This is a genomic window from Janthinobacterium sp. GW822-FHT07A03, from assembly GCF_058798815.1.
The window spans coordinates 57692-76679 of sequence record NZ_JBXAKW010000001.1 but is presented as its reverse complement, the minus strand read 5'-3'; the positions used below and the strand labels follow the sequence as shown (position 1 = coordinate 76679).

The window sequence follows — 18988 nt, the reverse complement described above, 5'->3', positions numbered from 1 at the left end:
TTAAAGTTGCGACAATTTCTGCAGCATCTGGTCGGATGTGGTGATGGCCTTGCTGTTGATCTCGTAGGCGCGCTGCGTCTGGATCATGTTGACCATTTCCTCGGCCACGTTGACGTTCGAGGTCTCGATATAGCCCTGCATCAGCACGCCGGCGCCGTTCGTGCCCGGGGTGTTGGTCTGCGCTACGCCGGAGGCGCCCGTTTCCATGTACAGGTTTTCGCCCTTCGACTCCAGGCCGGCCGGGTTGACGAAGGTAGTCAGCTGCAGCGAGCCGATTTGCGATGGCGCAACGGTGTCGGGCAAGGTGACGGACACGGTGCCGTCGCGCGCCACCGTCAGGCTCAGCGCATTCGTCGGCACGGTAATGGCGGGCTGGATGACGAAACCTTCGGAGGTGACCAGCTGGCCGTTGGAATCGGTCTGGAAGGAGCCGTCGCGCGTGTAGGCGGTGGCGCCGTCCGGCATCAGCACCTGGAAGAAGCCCGTGCCGTTGACCATCACGTCGCGCGAATTGCCCGATGCCTGGGGATTGCCCTGTGTATGGATGCGTTCGGTAGCCACAGTGCGTACGCCCGTGCCGATCTGCAAGCCCGATGGCAGTTGGGTTTGCTGCGACGATTGCGCGCCCGGCTGGCGCACATTTTGATACAGCAAGTCCTCAAACACGGCGCGCGACTTCTTGAATCCCGTGGTGCTGACGTTGGCCAGGTTATTGGCGATCACGTCCATCTGCGTCTGCTGCGCTTCCAGGCCGGTTTTGGCAATCCAAAGGGAACGAATCATGATTTTTCTCCAATAACAGCGCTTGACAGCCCTGTAGACTATTTCTATGCAAGCATTATGCGGGCGCCCCCATCAATTCAAAGCGAGGATCTGGGTGGCTTTCGCCGCGTTATTCTCGGCATTCTTCAGCAGGCTCATTTGCGTTTCGAACTGGCGCGCCAGGGCGATCATGCTGACCATGGAGTCGACGGGGCTGACATTGCTGCCTTCCAGCGCACCGGTGGTGAGCTTGACGGCCTGGTCGGCCTGCGCCACCGTGCCGTCCTTCAGGCGGAACAGGCCGTCGTCGCCGCGCACCAGTTGCTGCTCGGGCGGGTTGACCAGCTTGATGCGCCCCAGCACCGTCGATGGCCCTGGCGGCACGTCGGTGGAAATCGTGCCCACCGTGCCGTCGCTGGCAATGGCCACCGTCACGCCGGGCGGAATGGCCATGGGGCCCGTATCGCCCTGCACCATCAGGCCCGACTGCGTCTGCAGCATGCCGTTTTCATTGAGCTTCAGGGCGCCGTTGCGCGTGTAGGCTTCGGAACCGTCGGCCGACTGCACCGCGATCCAGCCCGCGTTTTCCACGGCCACGTCGAGCGCGCGGCCCGTGTGCTGCATCGGGCCTTGCGTGAAATCGGAGCCGACCGTCGAATCGACGACGAAGGCGCGCGTCGGCATCATGCCGTCGGCCACCACGGGCACGGCGCGGAACGAGTCGAGCTGGGCACGGAAACCCGTGCTGGTGGCGTTCGCCAGGTTATTCGCCGTGGTCGCCTGTTTGTCCAGGATGTGCTTGGCGCCCGAGCCGGCGGTATAGATGAGACGGTCCATGTGTTTCTCCTGCCTGTATCGCAACTGATGGGTTTAATGCAACTTCCCGCAACGTCACGGGTGCCTCGGGAAGCGTAGCGAACGGTTCAATACCGGGTTGAGTAGCGCAGCTGTACGAAGGTACAGCGAGCAACGCCGGCCCGGCAGTGAGACGCGCAGTAGCTTAACGAGGCGCCCCAAGTTAGCGCAGGTTGACCAGGGTCTGCAAGACGGAATCCTGCGTCTTGATGGTCTGCGCATTCGCCTGGTAGGCGCGCTGGGCCGTGATCATGTTGACCAGTTCCGCCGTCAGGTCGACGTTCGACACTTCCACGGCCGAGGCGCGCAAGTTGCCCAGGGTGCCCGTCTTCGGCTCGCCCGTGATGGGCTTGCCCGAGGCCGAGCTTTCCACCCAGGCGTTGTTGCCCAGCGGCTCCAGGCCGTTCGGGTTGGTAAAGTTGCTCAACACCACCTGCCCCAGGGCGCGCGTCTTGCCATTGTTGTACTGGCCCTGGATGACGCCGTCGTCGCCGACGATGAATTGGCTCAGCTGGCCCGCCTTGTAGCCGTCCGCTTCCGTTTTCTTTTCCGCCGTGGCGGTGCCCAGCTGCGTCGATTTGCTGAAATCAACCTGGACCGACAGGGTCGGATTGGCGCCCGTGGCCGGGAAGATCGGCAGGTTGACGGTGACGGGCAAGGTTTGCGGCGGCGTCAGGGCCAGCATGGCGGCCCGGTCCAGGCTGCCGACCGTGTTGAAGACCAGCGAACCGGTCTTGACGGCAGGCACCATGGTCACGGCGCGGATGGCCGCGTCGATCTGGTCGGGCGTGCGGCTCGAGTTGATGCCATCAGGCACGGCACTGCCGTAGGTGGCGGCGATGGCGGCCAGTTGCGCCGGCGTGGCGCCGGCGGCGGCGGCAGCAGCCGAGACGGCGGCACCGACCGCATTGCCATAGGCGACGGCGGCCGTCGTCACATTGGCCGGCACCAGCGGCACGGCCGTGGCGGCGGCCTGGTAGGCGGCGCGCGCGGCCAGCGAGGCAGGGTCCGTCTGCAGGGCCGCCGCGGCCTTCATGCTGGTCACTTCCGTGCCGTCAACGGCCGAGTAGACGTCCCAGGTGTTGGTGCCCGTCTTGACGTAGAAATTCGACATGATGTGGGAATTGCCCAGCGAATCGAAGACTTCGACGGGGAACTGCTTGCTGTACGTGGTGTCGTCACCGATCTTGAACGGCACCGTGGTCGGCATGGCCGTGTTCGAATTGAGGTTGACTTGCGTGTCGACCTTGGTCGTCGCCTGGGGCTTCATGTCCGACTGGTCGATCTGCAGGGGCACGACGGCGCCGGCGACGATCTTGCCGTTGGCGTCGGCCGCATAGCCGGTCAGCTGCGCCAGCTGGGCGTTGACGATGAAACCGCTCTTGTCGACCTGGAACTGGCCATTGCGCGAATACTGGACGGCGCCGTTGACGCTGGTACGGAAGAAGCCGCCGCCATTGATGGCGATGTCGAGGGGATTCGACGAGGTTTCCAGGTTACCCTGGTTAAATTGCTGGGCGATTTGCGAGACGGACACGCCGATCCCCGCCTGGTTGCCGCCCACGCCATACAGCGAGTTGGCATAAATGTCGGCGAACTGGGCCTGCGACTGCTTGAAACCGACGGTGGACGAGTTGGCGATGTTGTTGCCGATGACGTCCAGCGATTTGGCGGCGCCATTCAAGCCGCTCAGGCCTTGTTGGAAAGACATTGTGTTCTCCTGGTAGAAATTAGGGGTAGAGGGTCAGCTAAGGGGAAGCGGCTTACAGAATCTGTTTCACGTCGGCCATGGTGATGCTGCCCACGCCCGGGACATTCAATTTCACGCCATTCGCGCCCGTCGACACGCTGGCGACCGAACCGAACATCAATGCCGTCGCATCCTTGAGCTTGGTGCCGCCGCGCGTGGCTTCCACCGCAAAGGTGTAGGCGCCGTCGGCCAGCACGACCGGCTTGCCGTCCTTGTCGAGGTCGGCGGTGGAACCGTTCCAGCCCAGCGGCAAGGTGCCCGCTTCCTGTGCGCCCAGGTCGATGGAATGGACTTCCTTGCCATCCTTGTAGATGATGACCTTGACCTTGTCGGCGGCCGTGGCCAGGTCCACGCCCAGCAGCGCAGCGCTCTTGCTCAGGTTGATATCCTTGCCCGCCGTCAACACGCCGTGGCCGATGATGTTGGCCGCTTGCATCGATTCGGCTTGCTGGTAGCTGGTCTTCAGGGTTTCCAGCGTCGTGTTGAGCTTGTTGACGCCCGTCACCGTGGACAGCTGCGCCAGCTGGCTGGTCAGTTGCGCATTGTCAAGCGGGTTCATCGGATCCTGGTTTTTCAGCTGCGTCACCAGCAGGGTCAGGAATTTGTTCGTTTCCGCTTCGACACTGCCTGCCGCGGCCGTCGTCTTCTTCGGATTCATCGTCGCCATCAGGTCGGTGGTGACGGAAGTCGTGGTATCGATGGTTGCCATAATGATCAGTCAGCCTTATTGGCCGAGGGTAAGGGTTTTCAAGAGCAGCGACTTGGCCGCGTTCATGGTTTCCACATTGGTCTGGTACGAGCGCGAAGCCGACAGCATGTTGACCATCTCGTCGACCGTATTTACGTTAGGCATGGTGACGTAGCCCTTCTCGTCGGCCAGCGGGTTCTTCGGGTCGTAGACGAGCTTCATCGGCGACGGGTCCTCGATCACCTTCTGCACCTTGACGGCCGTGGCGCCGTTGGCCATGGGCACGGCTTCGAACACCACCTGCTTGGCGCGGTAGGCTTCGCCCGTGGCGCTGGTGGCGCTGTCGGCATTGGCCAGGTTGCTGGCTACCGTGTTCAGGCGCTGCGCCTGGGCGCTCATGGCCGAACCGGACACATTGAAGATATTAAATAGCGACATGATTATTGTCCTCCCTGGATGGCCGTCAGCATGCCCTTGATCTGCGAGTTGAGGAACGTCACGGCCGCCTCGTAGCGGATGGCGTTGTCGGCGAAGGCATTGCGCTCAAGATCCATGTCGACCGTATTGCCGTCGACGGCGCCTTGGGCCGGCGCGCGGTACAGCAGCGGCGTGCCGTCGGCCAGGGTCTCGACCTTGCCACCCGGGCTGCTGCCCGCGGCGGCGGCGACGCCCTTGCCCGGCATATGCTGCGGCGCCGTGCCCTTCAGGGCAGGCGGCACGCCATCCTTGCGCGCCATCGCGCCCTTCAGGGCGCTGGCGAAATCGACGTCGCGCGCCTTGTAGTTGGGCGTGTCCGCATTGGCGATATTCGAGGCGAGCAATTCCTGGCGCGTCGAGCGCAGGCTTAGCGCCGTCTCGTTGAAGCGCATGTAATCGTCGAGTTTCCCTATCATGTCAGGCTCCGGAAAGATCTGCCACTGGCGCCTGAGATGGCGGAAGGATGGCGGTATAGTGATGACAGGAAACATAGTACGGCGCCCGCCGGCAAGGCCATCGCCGGATCAGACCGTACTTTTACCCCTTAATCGGCGCTTCGAACGGGGCGGCGCGCACTATCATGGCAGTATTCCAGAGGCCTATCACCATGAAAACACCGCTCGCTTTCCTCCTTGCCCTAGCCATCCCGCTTGCCGCCCTGCCAGTATTGGCACAGGCGCAAAACGCCGGCCGGCAGACGCCGGAAGCGCTGCGCAACAGCGTGGAACAATTCCTGCAGGTGCAAAGCAACGGCTTGCCGGGCAAGGTGACGATCACCGTCGGCGCCGTCGATCCGCGCCTGAACCTGGCCGCCTGCCCCGCGCCGCAAGCATTCATGGCGCCGGGCGCCCGCGCCTGGGGCAAGACCACCGTGGGCGTGCGCTGCACGGCCCCGTCCAGCTGGACCATCTATCTGCAAGCGAACGTGGCCGTCGTGGGCGACTACGTGGCCAGCGCCGTGCCGCTGGCGCAAGGGCAAGCCATCGACGCCAGCCAGCTGGTGACGATGCAGGGCGACCTGGCAGCATTGCCGGCAGGCATCGCCACGGACATGGCCCAGGTGGTGGGCGCCAGCACGAATATTTCCTTGCCGCCAGGCACGCCGATGCGCCTCGACACCCTGCGCCGCAAGCCGGTGGTGATGCAGGGCCAGCTGGTGCGTGTCGTTTCCAGTGGCAACGGTTTCCAAGTGGCATCAGAAGGACGCGCCATCGGCAGCGCCGGCGATGGCCAGACGGTGCAGGTCCGCACGCAGAGCGGCCAGCAGATCAGCGGCGTGGCGCGGGCTGGCGGCATGGTGGAGGTGGCGTTCTAAACACGGATGGACAGCGATATTGTGGTCTGGCGCACTAAAGTTTCGGAAGAAGGTGCCGATAATGACACATATCCCGGAGTTTCTTGACTTCGACCAGACGAGGATCACGCTGTGAAAATTACCGATAACACCATTAAAAGCAATCCCGGCCTGCCGGTGGCGCCCGCCAGTACCTCGGGCGCCCGGAATGCCGAGAAAGCCCAGGCAACACCGACGACGTCGGACAATGTACGCCTGTCGCCGCAAGGACAGGCATTAGCGGCCAGTGCAACTGCCGGCAGCGGCGCCGTGTTCGACACGAAAAAAGTCGAACGCATCAAGCTGGCGATCGCCGACGGCCAGTTCCAGGTCAACTCAGAAAAAGTGGCGGACGGTCTCCTCGACACGGTCAAGGACTTGCTGCACTCACGAAATAGATAGGTTTCCTCATGCAATCAGTGACTCCGTTTTCCAGCCTGCGCGACGAGCAACAGCTCATGACCACATTGCTGGCATTGATGAAAGAAGAACAGCGGCATCTGGTTGCGGCTGACATCGATGCAATCACGGAGCTCACGGCGCGCAAGACGGCGCTCGTCGGACAATTGAGCCAGCTGGCGGCGCAACGCCACCAGGCGCTGGCGGCAGCCGGTTTCACGGCCGCCGAAGCGGGCATGGAAGACTGGCTGGTCGGCGCCAACGAGGCTGAGGCGGCATCCCTGTGGAAAGCCCTGCTCGAGACGACGCGCGAAGCGAAGGAACAGAACCGCCTGAACAGCCTGCTGGTCAACAAGCACATGGTACATACGCAAGGCGCCCTGAACGCCATGCGCCCCCCGGCCCAAAGCGGCAATTTCTACGGCCCCAGCGGCCAACCGACGACGAACACGGCCAGCCGGCGCGTCGTCATCGGCTAAGTTTTTACTCCACGCCCACTACTTCAAGCCAGGAAACAGCGGCGACAAGCACAGCAATAAGCCATTGCTGCTGCAGGCATGCGCCGTGGCCGGGTGAAAAGACACTTGCTCCCCGCTCAAGCCTGTACGTTTGAGCGCGCTCAAACGCGAGACGAATGGTGTGTATATGCTAATCCTTAGCGCACGCCACACCACAACAGGCGGGACTTTCCCCGCTGACAAGAATAGCCTTTCCCGCTGGCATAGCTAATCCATTCTGACGCGTCAGCCTGCGCATTCGCGCTGCGCCATGACGCACGCCATTCAATCGCAAGACCATCTGGAGCACGATATGAACGCTATCTCAATATCCAAGGCTGGCGCGGCGCTGCTGCTCGGCAGCGCCCTGCTGGCGCCGGGCGCGCAGGCCGATACCCAAGCCGTGTTTTATAACCATCTCGTCTCGACTGCCGTGGTGGCTGCGCCGCTGCTGGCGCAAGACACGCTGTTCATCGACACTTTCACGACGGAGCGCGGTTCGCTGCTGCAAACGACCACGTTTACGGTCGGCAGCGGCGTGCAATCGTTCACGGGCAACGCCGCCTGGCTGGTCACCGGCGCCAACGACTTCGGCCCCCGCCTGACCGGGGTCAACATCGACCTGTTCGACGCGAGCAACAACCTGGTGCAATCGGATACGTTCGCCGGCGTGCTGGGCGGCTTCGCCCATTCCACCTTCAGCGGACTGCTGGGAGCAGGCACGTATACCATGGTGGCGACGGGCGTCGGCGTGCGTGATTCCGTGCTGGACATTTCCATCACCACGGCCGTGCCCGAACCGGCAAGCTATGCGATGCTGCTGGCGGGGCTGGGGCTGGTGGGGTATGGCATACGGCGCCGCAAGACGCTGGCCTGACAGGCCCTGACACGCCGCGCAGGAGTTGAAGTGCCGCGCGTGCAGCGCATGGTCGCCGCTCAGCCGTGCGCGGGGCGGCCCGTATGCTGGCGAAACTTCGCCGCGATGGCGTGCGCCTTGGCGCTGGCGGCAGCTTGCTGCTCCGGCGTCAGTTCGTTCTGCAGCCAGTGCCAATAGTCATCCTGGTAGGGATTGGTAACGCCGGGGGCGAGGATGTCGTCGTACACGAGGCGCAGGGCCAGCAGGTAGCCATACGCCTGCGGCGCATCTTTCTGCACCACCTCGCCATCGCGCAAATACGCCATCATCAGGGTCGACACGCTGGTCAGCTCCGCCTCGTCCGCCTGTGCCGTCAGCTGGGCGATGGCTTGCCGCTTCCACGCCTGCACCAGCGGGTCGTCGGGACGGTTGCGCAGCGCGCTGCGGTCGCCGAACGGGCCTTCCGACAGGAACAGGGTGGCCGCGCCCGGCACACCCGCCTTCGCGGCCGTGGCCAGATAGCCCAGGCGGTCCTCGCGCTGGCGCTGCGTCAGGCCCGCGCACAGCTGCTGCTGGGCGGCTTTTTCTTCCGCCGTCATCTCGCGTCCCAGCTCGAATTCCAGCCCCGGCAATCGGCCTTCTTTCTCAAAAGAAATACAGTCATCGAGCAGATTGTAGGCCGCATACGCGTCTTCCGGCTTGCCGCTGGCACCCAGGCGCGCAAGCTGCTGCGCGAGCGTCACGGGAACGGGCGCGGCACCGGCGGCCGGGGCGGCATCGATAGTCAGATACGATGCCAGGCTGCGTCCCGGCGGCGCGCCGGCGGCAGCGGTGGCGGCAGTGTCCGGCGTGCCCCCGTCGGGCGCGGGCCAGTACGCCAGCGCCAGCAGTGCCGCGATGGCAGCGGCGATGGCGATACCGGTCAGTTTGCTGTTCATAGGAGGTGGCACATAAGAGGAAATGCACGTTACCACAGGCGCACGGCACAGTGCCGCACGCGGCGCAGGCAATCAGCCGCCGGCCTTTTTCGGCTGGTGGCCCAGCTTCACCAGCGCAGCCAGGATGGTCTCCACATGGTCGCCCTGCACTTCGATCACGCCATCCTTGACCGTGCCGCCCGAGCCGCACTGCGTGCGCAGCTGCTTGCCCAGCAGGGCCAGGGCGATGGCGTCCAGCGGCAAGCCCTTGACCACGGTGACGCTCTTGCCGCCGCGGCCCTTGGTCTGGCGCGACACGCGCACCACGCCGTCGCCCACGGGCGCCGTCCTGGCTTGCGCCTTGCAGGCGCATTGCGCCAGCGGCTGGCGGCATGCGGGACACATGCGGCCCGTTTCGGTAGAGTAGACGAGACCGCCCTGGGAGCTGCTTTTCATGATGAAGAAATAAAAGATAGAAGGCCGCGATTGTACCAAGCGGGAACAGAATCAGGCTCCCACCCGCCCCATCCGGCAACGCGCGGCCGCCTGCACTATCAACGCAAGGTGACGAACACGGGATTCGAATAGAACCACAGGCTGCGGTAATTGCGGTCGTTGATGTCGTTAAAACGCTGGGTGCTGTCCGTCGTGCCCGTGCGCTGGTCGGCCAGCGGCTCGCCGCCCTGCGTCAGGCCCGCGACATCCGTACCCAGATTGGTGCCGCGCAGACGGAAATACTGGTTCTTCGTTGCCGTCGTTTCGTAGCTTACGCTGGCGTAGCCGTCGGCCCCGACTTTCCAGTCCGCGCTGGTGAAGCGCTTGAGCACGCGCGTGCTGGCATTGCCGGCAACATTGTAGGCCGGCGTGCCCGCCACCGCCTTCGCGCCCACATCGCCGACGATCAGGTCGACATGGTCGACCACGGGCCTGACGCCGGCAGCCACGCCGCTGTCGACGGGCTTTTCGTAGTTGTTTTTGGACGGGCTCCTGAAGCGGATGGTGATCGTGACTTTCTCGCCGCTGCCCACCTTCAGCTCGCCGCCCATCTCCTTGCGGTCGTCCTTGCTGGCGAGGTTGAAATCGAGCGCATTGATCAGGTCGCCGTAAGTCGAGAACATCTTGCCCGAACGCAATCCGGCCAGCAAGTCCTTCGCCAGCGGGGCGCCCTGCGCGCCGTTGAACACATAATTCTTCGCATACTCGCCGGGAAAATAGCCGCTGCTGTTACCGCCGACGATCTTGAAGTGGGTATCCGAATCGGTCAGGTTCCAGATGCGGCGCCCCTCGCCCAGCAGCGCATCCCATGGCCCGCCCAGCTTGGCCACCACGTAATCGACGCCCCCATACACGCGCAGCAGCGCATTCTCGTCCGTGTAGGCGGCCGTGTAGCCACCCCGGTCCGGTTCCATCTGGTTGCCGACCATGCCTTCGATGGCGAACATGATGTTCGGCGCGGCATCGTTGAAGGCGCGCAAGTCGGCGATGCTGTAGCTGCCCTTGTTGCGCGACGGATGGTTGATGACGGCGTAGCTGGTCTCCGGATAGTTCTGCTTGAGCCAGTTGATCGCTTGCAGCGCATCGGCAGCCGTCTTGTTGTAGCGGGTATCGCCGTATTTGGCTTTCCATGCGGCAACATCGGCAGCATCGAACATGGCCGCGTCGCGCGTGGTGAACAGGTATTCGAATTCCTTCATGCCCCGGGTGCTGGCAGCCAGTTTGTCCACCCCTTCGAACAGGCCGATGCCGATGTGGTCGTGGGTCGGCATGTCCCACTCGAAGCCGGAGAAAATCAGCTTGTCGGCGTAGCTGCCGCCCGCCTGCAAGGCCTGCACGCGCGGAATTTCATAACGCCCGGCGCCGATGGACATGGGAATCGGCGCCGCCAGCGGCGCGCCCAGCGCGTCGCGCGTGGAGACGCGCAAATGGTTCGACAGCGCCATCCAGTCGAGGCCATACGTGGTAAAGGCCTTGGCCAGCACCTTGTCCAAGGTCTGGCTGACATCGGCGTCGGCCGATTGGGTGGTATGGGTGTGCAGGTCGCCGGCGATCCAGCGGCCGGCCGGTAGCGGCGGCACGCTGCCGGCCGGGTTGCTGTCGCCGCCGCAGGCGGCAACACTCAACAGGATGGCGATGGCCGAAGCAAGCAATGTTCTGGAGTAAGACATGGGATGGACCTGGAAGCTGAAAAGAAGGGCGACAGCCTAGCATTCCAGTATGACCAGCAAATGACATGCCCCACGCCCTGCCGGCCCGAAAAACCCGTCCTAGCTGGCCGGCGGCGGCGTCGGCACTTCCGTCACCGTCTCGGGGATACCGGACAAGATCGTCACGGCAACCCGGCGGTTGCGCGCGCGTCCTTCCGGCGTGGCGTTGGGCGCCACGGGGATGTTGTCGGCGTGGCCCACGGCCGTCAGGCGCGACGCCTGCACGCCGCTGGCGATGAACAGGCGCACCACGGCGCTGGCACGGGCGGCCGACAGTTCCCAGTTCGAGGCAAAATTGGAATTGCTGATCGGCTGGACGTCCGTATGCCCTTCCACCTGCACGTCGTGCGTGTCATCCTTGAGCAGCACGGCGACGGCGCGCAGGGCCTGGTCCGATTCCGCCGTCAGGCGCGCCGCGCCCGGGTCGAACAGCACGCTGGCATTGATTTCCACGCTGACGCCGCGGCTCGTCTGCGTCACGCGCACCTTGCCTTCCTTGGCCAGCGGCGCCAGCGTGGACGTCAGGTCCTGCGCCAGGCGCGTCATGTGTTCGCGCTCGCGGCGGATGGCTTCCGTGCGGCGTTTCAGGGCGGGGTTCGGCAGCGGAATGGCTTGCGGCGCTTCCATGATGATGGGCGGCGCGCCCTTTTCCAGGCTGAAGGCCTGGCCGATGGCGTTCTGGAAGACGCGGTATTTGCCCTCGTTGACTTGCGAAATCGCATACATGACGACGAAAAACGCGAACAGCAGGGTGATGAAGTCGGCGTACGAGATCAGCCAGCGGTCCTGGTTGTCCGGTTCCTCGTCATACTTCCTGCGCGCGCGCCGCATCATGGTCAGTGCTCGCTCAGTGCTCGTGCAGCAGGCTGGAGACGCGCTCTTCGATGATGCGCGTATGGTCGCCCGTGGCGATGTCGTACAGCACGGCGGCCGTGATTTCATACTGCACCACGCGGCGCGAGACGATGGCCTTGAGTTTATTGGCCACCGGCAGGAACAGCAGATTGGCCAGGCCCACGCCATAAATCGTCGAGACGAAGGCGACGGCGATGCCGCTGCCCAGTTTGCTCGGGTCGGTGAGATTTTCCATGACGTGGATCAAACCGAGCACGGCCCCCAGGATGCCGATGGTGGGCGAATAGCCGGCCGCCGATTCCCACACCTTGACGGCCTGGCGCTCGGCCATTTCATAGGCGGAGATTTCCACGTCGAGCAGCTGGCGCAGCTTGTCGGGCGCGATGCCGTCGACGATCATGCGCAAACCCTTGGCGTTGAAGCGGTCGGCCGTGTTTTCCATCAGGCGTTCGAGCGCCAGCGGGCCGTCGCGGCGGGCCGTCAGGCTCCATTGCCCGATGTCGCGCGCCAGCGCGGCGCGCGTGTCGGACGGCGGCAGGAAGACCCAGCGCAGCATTTCCAGGCCGCGGACAAAAGTGCGCAGCCGCGTCTGCAGCAGCACGGCGCCGAAGGTGCCGACGATGACGATGGCAAAGGCGGCCGGCTGCAGCAGGGAGGCCATCTTGCCGCCTTCCAGTGCCTGGCCGACCAGCAGGCCCGCCAGCGCCAGGAGCAGCCCGATTACGCTGGACCAGTCCACGCCTGCTCCCTCAAGGTTGCGCGCAGGCGCGCGACGGCCTGGGTATGCAGCTGCGAGACGCGCGATTCGGATACGCCCATCACCGCGCCGATCTCCTTCAGGTTCAGCTCTTCTTCGTAATACAGGCCCATGAGTATTTTCTCGCGTGGCGGCAGCGCGTCGATGGCATCGATCACGGATTGCCGGAAATCGGTATCGAGCAGGGAACGCAAGGGGTCGCTGTCCTCGTCCACGCAGTGGCGGTCGAGGAAGCTGTCATTGCCGTCCGGGTCATGAAAGTCTTCGTAGTACACCAGCTGGTGGCCGCCGCCGTCGCCCAGCATTTCCTGGTAGTCGGCCAGCGACATTTTCAGCAGTTTCGCCACTTCCGACTCCGTCGGCGGGTGGCCAAGGCGCTGCTGCAAGGTGCTCATCGCTTCCTCGATCTTGCGCATGTTCTGGCGCATGCTGCGCGGCAGCCAGTCGCTGGTGCGCAATTCGTCGAGCATGGCGCCGCGGATGCGCAGCACGGCATACGTCTCGAACTGCGCGCCATGCGTCTCTTCATAGCGGGTAATGGCATCGAGCAGGCCGATCATGCCGGCCTGGATCAGGTCATCGACCTCGACCGAAGGCGGCAATTTCGCCTTCATATGGTGCGCCAGACGCTTCACCAGCGGAATGTGCTCCGTCAGCAAATAGTCCTTGTTCGATTTCCCTTTGACCGTGTACATAGGCTGCTTATTGTTTTCTCGTCTTATCTGGTGCTACGGTTGGTATCAGGCGCTGAACTGGTGCGGGCTCCCCGTCTGGTACAAGGTGCCGCCCAGCACCGGCGCCGCCGAACGGGCCAGCCGCTCGGCCAGTCCGCGAAACGCCACCGAGGCGCCCGCCAGCGGAAACGCATCGACCACGCTGCGGCCCAGGCGCGCCGCGCGGTGCAGATACTCATCGGCAGGCACCGAACCCATCGAGGTCAGCTTCACGGCCAGGTAGCGGCTCGCCGCCTGCGCCATATTATCGTATACCACTTTTGCCTCGGATTCGGAAGCGCCGGTGACGAGAATGCCGAACGGACGGCGTCCCAGTTCCTGGCTCAGGCGCTTGATCAGGCAGTACGCCGCCTTGATCGAGGTGGCGCTGGTCGACACTTGCACGACGATATCCGACGAGGCCATCAAGGGCACGGGGAAGCAGGCGCCCTCGTCGGCCACGACGCCGTCGACCAGCACGATGCCGCTCTGGCGCGCCAGCACCTCGAAGGTCTTGCCCAGGCGGCGCAGTTCATCTTCGCCCGCATAGTCCATGCTGTCCATCAGGTGGTTGCGCGCGCCCAGGCTGGCCACGCCGAAGCCTTGCGGCACCTGGTGGATGACCTGGTTCAGGCCGCACTGCTGGCGCGCCACGTCGCGCAGGCTGGCGCCGTGCGCCAGTCCCAGCCGCGCCGCCACGCCGTCGCTGCCGCCGCTGGCGTCGAGCAGCAGCACGTCATTGCCGCCGTAGACGAGCGAAGCGCCCAGGTTGACCAGCATGGCGCCCTTGTCGTCCTGCGGCGTGGCCGAGAGGAACGTCATGACGCGCGGCTGCGGGCCGGCCAGCATGCGGCGCAAGCCTTCGGCCTGGTCGAAATCGAAATTAGCCAAGGTGCACCCCGCGCGCTTCATTGTTGCGGGCGGCCGCCTGCGCCATCAGCAGCGGCAGTTCGGCATCGGAAAACTGCGTCGCCGCCGCATCGCGCTTGAGCTTGAAGGCGCGGTCGATCAGGTAGCCGCGGTCGGCCAGGTACAGGTCTTCCGGCACGCGCTGGCCGTTCGACACATAAAACAGGTTCAGTTTCTGGCGGATCACCACGTCGAGCACGTTGCCGATCGACGCCGCTTCATCGAGCTTGGTCATGATGCAGCCGGCCAGGCCGCTGCCCTGGTAGGCGCGCACCACTTCGTTCAGCGTTTCCTGCGTCGCCGTCGAGTTCAGGCACAGCAAACGCTTCACGTCGGCGCCGGCGCCCGACAGCATGGCCACCTGTTCCGTCACCATCTGGTCGCGCTGGCTCACGCCCACCGTATCGATCAGCACCGTGTGCTTGTTCTTGAGTTCCTTCAGGGCGATGCGCAAGTCCGCCTCGTCCTTCACCGAATGCACCATCACGCCGAGGATCTTGCCGTAGATGCGCAGCTGTTCGTGCGCGCCGATACGGTAGGCATCCGTGGTGATCAGGGCCAGCTTTTCCGGGCCGTGGCGCATCACGCAGCGGGCCGCCAGCTTGGCCGTGCTGGTGGTCTTGCCGACGCCGGTCGGACCGACCAGCGCGAACACGCCGCCCTGCTCCAGCATGGCGTCTTCATTGGCCACAGTATTCAGGTTGCGGCTCAGGACCGTCTTGATCCAGCGCATGCTTTGCGCACCATCGAGACCGGCGGGCAGCTTGTCGATCAGGTAGCGCGCCAGGCTGGCCGAAAAACCGGCAGCCAGCATTTCGCGCAGCACCACGGCTTTTTGCGGCTCGCGCTGCTGCGTCGAACCCCACGAGATTTCCGCCAACTGGGTTTCCATCATGCCGCGCATGGCGCGGATTTCATTCATCATGCCGCTCATCTCGGCGGCGGCGTTTTCCTTGACGTGCGCCAGCGCGCTGGCCATCATCTGCTGCATGCGGGCCATGTCCACTGGCTCGCCGGCTGCCTGGCGCGGCGCGGCAGGACGTGGCGCAGCCGGGCGCTGGGCCGGGGCGGCCGGACGCTGCGGCGTGGCGAACTGGGTCTGCAACTGGGGACGGGGCTGGGCCATTTCGGACGCGGCCGGCGGCGAAGCCAGCGAAGCGGCATCGTCATTGGCCAGCGCGAGGATTTCCACCACGCCATCGGCCTGGCGGTTCGACAGGATCACGGCATCGGGACCCAATGCTTCGCGCACCTTGCGCAACGCATCGCGCGACGAGGCGCCCGTAAATTTCTTCACATTCATGACCGGCCTCCCAAGGCGGGGGTGGCGCAATATTGGCTGAACTGTGTGACCATCATCGACTCCTGTTGCTTGAGTGCTGTCTTCCACATGGACACAGATCACCCGGACAGTTTCCATTATTAGCGATGCTTGGAGGAAATGATCGAAGGAACAGGACGGGAAAGTACCCGTTATTCAGTTTGCCGGCAGGAAATTGATGTTTATTTGACCAAAAGCAAGGATCGAGGGTCCGTCCCGCAGGAACCGACCCCGGTGCCGATTAACACAACTACTGCGCGCCCACCAGGCTGGTGACGCGGATCGTCTTGGTTTCCGGCACTTCCGCATGCGACAGCACCTTCAACTGCGGCAAGGCGCGGCGCAGGAAGCGCGACAGCAGGGCGCGCAGCGGCGCCGGCACCAGCAGCACGGGCGTCAGGCCCAGCGCTTCCTGCTGCTGCGCGGCCAGGCCCGCCTGGTGCGCGATGGTGTCGGCCAGGCCAGGCTCGATGCCGACGCCGTCGCCGCCATTGCCCATCGCCTGCATCAGCAGGCGCTCCAGGCGGCTGTCCAGGGTCATCACGGACAGTTCGGCCGCGCCGGGGAACAGCTGCTGCACGATGGCGCGGCCCAGGGCCACGCGCACCAGCGCCGTCAGGTCGTTCGGGTCTTGCGTCTGCACCGTGTGCTCGGCCAGGGTTTCGATGATGGTGCGCATGTCGCGGATGTGCACGCCCTCGGCCAGCAGGTTCTGCAGCACCTTCTGCAGGGTGGACAGCGACAGCATCTTCGGCACCAGGTCTTCCACCAGGCGCGGCGACTCCTTGCCCAGGTGATCGAGCAAGGACTGCACTTCCGCGCGGCCCAGCAGCTCGGAAGCATGCGAGGTGATCAAATGGTTCAGGTGCGTGGCCACCACGGTGCCCGCATCGACGACCGTGTAGCCCATCGATTGCGCCTGGTCGCGCAAGCTGGCGTCGATCCAGGTGGCGGGCAAGCCGAAGGCGGGGTCATTCGTGGCCAGGCCCGGCAAGGTACCGCTGGCCATGCCGGGATTAATCGCCAGGAACTGGCCATTGAACGCTTCGCCCACGCCCACTTCCACGCCCTTGAGCGTGATGCGGTAGGCGGATGGCTTCAATTCCAGGTTGTCGCGGATATGCACGGGCGGCGCCAGGAAACCCACTTCCTGGGCGAATTTCTTGCGGATGCCTTTGATGCGCTTGAGCAATTCCCCGCCCTGCGTCTTGTCGACCAGGGGAATCAAACGGTAGCCCACTTCCAGGCCCAGGGTGTCGACAGGCATGATGTCTTGCCAGCTGGCCTCTTCCTGCTCGGGCGCCACGGTCGCTTGCGGCACTTCGGCCGGCTTCTCGGCCGCTTCCTTGGCCTGCGCGCGCTTCTTGCTGATCAGATAGGCGGAACCGGCCAGCAATGACGCCAGCAGGATGAAGACCATGTTCGGCATGCCGGGAATCAGGCCCATGCCGCCGATGATGCCGGCGGTAATGTACAGCACTTGCGGTTTCGCAAACAATTGACCGACCAGCTGGGTACCGATGTCCTGTTCGCTGGCCACGCGCGAGACGACGATACCGGCCGCCGTGGAAATGATCAGCGAAGGAATCTGCGCCACCAGGCCGTCACCGATGGCCAGCAGGGTGTAGTTTTTCAGTGCATCGGCAAAGCCCATGTCATGCTGCAGCAAGCCCACCAGCAGGCCGCCGACGATATTAATGACGGTGACCATGATGCCGGCGATGGCGTCGCCGCGCACGTATTTGCTGGCACCGTCCATGGCGCCATAGAATTCCGCTTCCTGCGCCACTTCCGTGCGGCGGCGGCGCGCTTCGTCTTCGCCGATCAGGCCGGCGTTCAGGTCGGCATCGATGGCCATCTGTTTACCTGGCATGGCGTCCAGCGCGAAGCGGGCGCCCACCTCGGCGATACGGCCCGCACCCTTGGTCACGACGGTAAAGTTGATGATCGTCAAAATGATAAACACCACGATACCGACCGTGTAGTTGCCGCCAATCAAGAAGTGACCGAACGCTTCGATCACTTTACCGGCCGCGTCGGCGCCCGTATGGCCTTCCGTCAGCACGACACGCGTGGACGCCACGTTCAGCGACAGGCGCAGCATGGTCGACACGAGCAGGATGGTGGGGAAGGCCATGAAGTCGAGCGGCTTGACCGTGTACAGCGCCGTCAGCAGCACGATGATGGACAGCGCGATATTAAAGCTGAAGAAAATGTCGAGGATGAAGGCCGGCAGCGGCAGCACCATCATCGCCAGCAGCATGATGATGATGATCGGCGCGGCGACACCCTTGCTGGCGTTGTTGCCCATTCCGCTGAGCCAGGCTGGCAATCTCAGGCCGTTCATGGTGTACTTCCTTTATTCTTGTCTGCCGCGTCTGCCGCGGGTTTGGTCTGCGATGCGGGGTCGAGCGGATCGAGCTCGGGCGGCACGTCGAGTTTTTTCGGCTTGTCGGGACGCTCGCCCTGACCCTTGCCGTAGCTGCGCAGCTGGAACACATATGCCAGCACTTCGGCCACGGCGCCATACAGCGCCTCGGGAATCTCGTCGCCGATGTCCGTGTGCTGGTACAGTGCGCGCGCCAGGGCGGGCGCTTCCAGGATGGCGACCTTGTGTTCGCCCGCCAGTTCGCGGATCTTCGCCGCCACCTCGTCGATGCCCTTGGCCACCACCTGCGGCGCGCCGCGCGAATTCTCGCCATACTTCAGGGCCACGGCGTAGTGGGTCGGATTGGTCACCACCACGTCGGCCGTCGGCACGTCGGCCATCATGCGGCGGCGCGACATTTCATGCTGCATCTGGCGTATCTTCGCCTTGATCTGCGGATTGCCGTCCGACTCCTTGGCCTCTTGCTTGACTTCCTGCAAGGACATTTTCATCTTGTTGGCGTAGTGCCACATCTGGTACGGACCGTCGATGGCGGCGATCAGGCCCAGCGCGCCCACGATCAGCAAAAAGGCCGTGATCAGCAGGCTGATCAGATGGGCCGAACCGGCGCGCAGGGATTCCACCGACAAGCCCAGCACGGCATCCTTTTGATGCTGCATCACCATCCAGGCGACGACGCCGACGACGAGGGTCTTGGCGATGGCCTTGAGCAATTCCACCAGCGCATTCTTCGAAAACATATTGCCCAGGCCGCGAATCGGGTTGAGCTTGCCAAAATTGGGGGTAAACGCCTTGGAACTGAACAGCCAGCCGCCCACCAGCACGGGCGAGGCCAGGGCGACGAGCATGATGGCCGCGGCGTACGGCAGGCAAGTCAGCAGGACGGAACCCACGTCGTAGCCGATGCGCAGCATCATCGCGTCGGGATTGAGGATTTGCTCCCGGTCCAGGGTCAGCCCGGAAACCATGACGGCCGTCAGCCGCCGCACGATGGCGTCGCCGGCAAACCACAGGCAGCAGCCGGACGCCATCAGCACCGTAAACGTGGCCACTTCACGCGATCGCGGAACGTCGCCTTCCTCACGCGCCTGCTCGAGGCGCTTCGGTGACGCGGCTTCGGTCTTTTCTGCGTCGCTGTCTTCCGACATCAATCAACTCCGGTGAAGTCCTGCGGCCTGGCTAGGCGCAATACGGACTGGGCATGGAGCATTATCGGTTGAATCAGCACCACGCCATCAAGGGAAAAGGAGGGCGAATCCCCTGCTTTTCCTTTGCCGGGATGAAACAAGGCGCCGCAGGCGCCCAT

20 protein-coding genes are annotated in these 18988 nt (G+C 64.0%); 4 read left to right on the top strand and 16 right to left on the bottom strand.

The annotated features are described in order from the left end of the window. The 6 genes from flgG to flgB form a co-directional block, all read right to left on the bottom strand. Window positions 1–783, bottom strand: a complete 783-nt coding sequence (gene flgG, locus AC1RJW_RS00355) for a flagellar basal-body rod protein FlgG (protein WP_071322383.1) — start codon at window positions 781–783, stop codon at window positions 1–3. A gap of 72 nt (window positions 784–855) precedes the next feature. Further along, complete coding sequence (locus tag AC1RJW_RS00350; RefSeq protein ID WP_046685936.1) at window positions 856–1599, bottom strand: flagellar basal body rod protein FlgF; 744 nt, start codon at window positions 1597–1599, stop codon at window positions 856–858. A 181-nt stretch (window positions 1600–1780) separates the two neighbouring features. After that, the gene (locus AC1RJW_RS00345; RefSeq protein ID WP_493042529.1) at window positions 1781–3328 is read right to left on the bottom strand and encodes a flagellar hook protein FlgE; all 1548 of its coding nucleotides are present in this window, start codon (window positions 3326–3328) and stop codon (window positions 1781–1783) included. Window positions 3329–3380: 52 nt separating this feature from the next. Further along, the gene (locus AC1RJW_RS00340) at window positions 3381–4076 is read right to left on the bottom strand and encodes a flagellar hook assembly protein FlgD (protein ID WP_489630051.1); all 696 of its coding nucleotides are present in this window, start codon (window positions 4074–4076) and stop codon (window positions 3381–3383) included. Window positions 4077–4091: 15 nt separating this feature from the next. Next, a complete protein-coding gene (gene flgC, locus AC1RJW_RS00335) occupies window positions 4092–4493 on the bottom strand; it encodes a flagellar basal body rod protein FlgC (protein ID WP_071075845.1) in 402 nt (133 codons plus the stop codon). A 2-nt stretch (window positions 4494–4495) separates the two neighbouring features. Further along, window positions 4496–4948 (bottom strand): flagellar basal body rod protein FlgB, encoded by a 453-nt coding sequence (flgB, locus tag AC1RJW_RS00330; RefSeq protein ID WP_493042526.1) that lies wholly within the window; start codon window positions 4946–4948, stop codon window positions 4496–4498. Window positions 4949–5139: 191 nt separating this feature from the next. On the opposite strand from flgB, the gene flgA reads away from it, so the two are divergent. From flgA to AC1RJW_RS00310, 4 genes are all read left to right on the top strand, one after another. Further along, entirely contained in the window at window positions 5140–5847 is a 708-nt protein-coding gene (gene flgA / locus AC1RJW_RS00325) for a flagellar basal body P-ring formation chaperone FlgA (protein WP_489630050.1), read from the top strand. A gap of 111 nt (window positions 5848–5958) precedes the next feature. Beyond that, window positions 5959–6267: a flagellar biosynthesis anti-sigma factor FlgM gene (gene flgM, locus AC1RJW_RS00320; protein WP_034787161.1), complete on the top strand. Its 309-nt coding sequence runs from the start codon at window positions 5959–5961 to the stop codon at window positions 6265–6267. An 8-nt stretch (window positions 6268–6275) separates the two neighbouring features. Next, window positions 6276–6743, top strand: coding sequence for a flagella synthesis protein FlgN (locus tag AC1RJW_RS00315; protein WP_326459290.1), 468 nt, complete (start codon window positions 6276–6278; stop codon window positions 6741–6743). A gap of 331 nt (window positions 6744–7074) precedes the next feature. Continuing rightward, window positions 7075–7638: a PEPxxWA-CTERM sorting domain-containing protein gene (locus AC1RJW_RS00310; RefSeq protein WP_493042521.1), complete on the top strand. Its 564-nt coding sequence runs from the start codon at window positions 7075–7077 to the stop codon at window positions 7636–7638. A gap of 59 nt (window positions 7639–7697) precedes the next feature. On the opposite strand, the gene AC1RJW_RS00305 is transcribed toward AC1RJW_RS00310, so the two are convergent. From AC1RJW_RS00305 to flhB, 10 genes are all read right to left on the bottom strand, one after another. Beyond that, window positions 7698–8555 carry a hypothetical protein gene (locus AC1RJW_RS00305; RefSeq protein WP_493042518.1) on the bottom strand — a complete coding sequence of 286 codons (858 nt, stop codon included), beginning with the start codon at window positions 8553–8555 and terminating at the stop codon, window positions 7698–7700. 72 nt (window positions 8556–8627) lie between these two features. Next, a complete protein-coding gene (locus tag AC1RJW_RS00300; RefSeq protein ID WP_493042516.1) occupies window positions 8628–8990 on the bottom strand; it encodes a translation initiation factor Sui1 in 363 nt (120 codons plus the stop codon). 98 nt (window positions 8991–9088) lie between these two features. Further along, on the bottom strand, window positions 9089–10699 hold the full coding sequence (locus tag AC1RJW_RS00295) for a CehA/McbA family metallohydrolase domain-containing protein (RefSeq protein ID WP_493042514.1): 1611 nt from the start codon (window positions 10697–10699) through the stop codon (window positions 9089–9091). A 99-nt stretch (window positions 10700–10798) separates the two neighbouring features. Further along, the gene (gene motD / locus AC1RJW_RS00290) at window positions 10799–11569 is read right to left on the bottom strand and encodes a flagellar motor protein MotD (protein ID WP_493044187.1); all 771 of its coding nucleotides are present in this window, start codon (window positions 11567–11569) and stop codon (window positions 10799–10801) included. A 16-nt stretch (window positions 11570–11585) separates the two neighbouring features. Further along, a complete protein-coding gene (locus AC1RJW_RS00285; protein WP_493042513.1) occupies window positions 11586–12332 on the bottom strand; it encodes a flagellar motor protein in 747 nt (248 codons plus the stop codon). Further along, a complete protein-coding gene (locus tag AC1RJW_RS00280; RefSeq protein ID WP_102297166.1) occupies window positions 12314–13045 on the bottom strand; it encodes an RNA polymerase sigma factor FliA in 732 nt (243 codons plus the stop codon). Before AC1RJW_RS00280 ends, AC1RJW_RS00285 begins: the two co-directional genes overlap by 19 nt. A gap of 45 nt (window positions 13046–13090) precedes the next feature. After that, window positions 13091–13954, bottom strand: a complete 864-nt coding sequence (locus AC1RJW_RS00275) for a MinD/ParA family ATP-binding protein (RefSeq protein WP_493042510.1) — start codon at window positions 13952–13954, stop codon at window positions 13091–13093. Beyond that, window positions 13947–15275 carry a flagellar biosynthesis GTPase FlhF gene (gene flhF / locus AC1RJW_RS00270; RefSeq protein ID WP_493042508.1) on the bottom strand — a complete coding sequence of 443 codons (1329 nt, stop codon included), beginning with the start codon at window positions 15273–15275 and terminating at the stop codon, window positions 13947–13949. The genes AC1RJW_RS00275 and flhF overlap by 8 nt, the downstream gene beginning before the upstream one ends. Before the next feature lie 268 nt (window positions 15276–15543). Next, window positions 15544–17640, bottom strand: a complete 2097-nt coding sequence (flhA, locus tag AC1RJW_RS00265; protein WP_493042506.1) for a flagellar biosynthesis protein FlhA — start codon at window positions 17638–17640, stop codon at window positions 15544–15546. Continuing rightward, window positions 17637–18830 (bottom strand): flagellar biosynthesis protein FlhB, encoded by a 1194-nt coding sequence (gene flhB, locus AC1RJW_RS00260; protein WP_493042504.1) that lies wholly within the window; start codon window positions 18828–18830, stop codon window positions 17637–17639. Before flhB ends, flhA begins: the two co-directional genes overlap by 4 nt. Window positions 18831–18988 lie beyond the last annotated feature (158 nt).

What these genes read in the sequence shown, in the direction of transcription:
- flgG (WP_071322383.1), bottom strand. Translation starts at nt 783, where the DNA reads ATGATTCGTTCCCTTTGGATTGCCAAAACCGGCCTGGAAGCGCAGCAG.
- AC1RJW_RS00350 (WP_046685936.1), bottom strand. Translation starts at nt 1,599, where the DNA reads ATGGACCGTCTCATCTATACCGCCGGCTCGGGCGCCAAGCACATCCTG.
- AC1RJW_RS00345 (WP_493042529.1), bottom strand. Translation starts at nt 3,328, where the DNA reads ATGTCTTTCCAACAAGGCCTGAGCGGCTTGAATGGCGCCGCCAAATCG.
- AC1RJW_RS00340 (WP_489630051.1), bottom strand. Translation starts at nt 4,076, where the DNA reads ATGGCAACCATCGATACCACGACTTCCGTCACCACCGACCTGATGGCG.
- flgC (WP_071075845.1), bottom strand. Translation starts at nt 4,493, where the DNA reads ATGTCGCTATTTAATATCTTCAATGTGTCCGGTTCGGCCATGAGCGCC.
- flgB (WP_493042526.1), bottom strand. Translation starts at nt 4,948, where the DNA reads ATGATAGGGAAACTCGACGATTACATGCGCTTCAACGAGACGGCGCTA.
- flgA (WP_489630050.1), top strand. Translation starts at nt 5,140, where the DNA reads ATGAAAACACCGCTCGCTTTCCTCCTTGCCCTAGCCATCCCGCTTGCC.
- AC1RJW_RS00315 (WP_326459290.1), top strand. Translation starts at nt 6,276, where the DNA reads ATGCAATCAGTGACTCCGTTTTCCAGCCTGCGCGACGAGCAACAGCTC.
- AC1RJW_RS00310 (WP_493042521.1), top strand. Translation starts at nt 7,075, where the DNA reads ATGAACGCTATCTCAATATCCAAGGCTGGCGCGGCGCTGCTGCTCGGC.
- AC1RJW_RS00305 (WP_493042518.1), bottom strand. Translation starts at nt 8,555, where the DNA reads ATGAACAGCAAACTGACCGGTATCGCCATCGCCGCTGCCATCGCGGCA.
- AC1RJW_RS00300 (WP_493042516.1), bottom strand. Translation starts at nt 8,990, where the DNA reads ATGAAAAGCAGCTCCCAGGGCGGTCTCGTCTACTCTACCGAAACGGGC.
- AC1RJW_RS00295 (WP_493042514.1), bottom strand. Translation starts at nt 10,699, where the DNA reads ATGTCTTACTCCAGAACATTGCTTGCTTCGGCCATCGCCATCCTGTTG.
- motD (WP_493044187.1), bottom strand. Translation starts at nt 11,569, where the DNA reads ATGCGGCGCGCGCGCAGGAAGTATGACGAGGAACCGGACAACCAGGAC.
- AC1RJW_RS00280 (WP_102297166.1), bottom strand. Translation starts at nt 13,045, where the DNA reads ATGTACACGGTCAAAGGGAAATCGAACAAGGACTATTTGCTGACGGAG.
- flhF (WP_493042508.1), bottom strand. Translation starts at nt 15,275, where the DNA reads ATGAATGTGAAGAAATTTACGGGCGCCTCGTCGCGCGATGCGTTGCGC.
- flhA (WP_493042506.1), bottom strand. Translation starts at nt 17,640, where the DNA reads ATGAACGGCCTGAGATTGCCAGCCTGGCTCAGCGGAATGGGCAACAAC.
- flhB (WP_493042504.1), bottom strand. Translation starts at nt 18,830, where the DNA reads ATGTCGGAAGACAGCGACGCAGAAAAGACCGAAGCCGCGTCACCGAAG.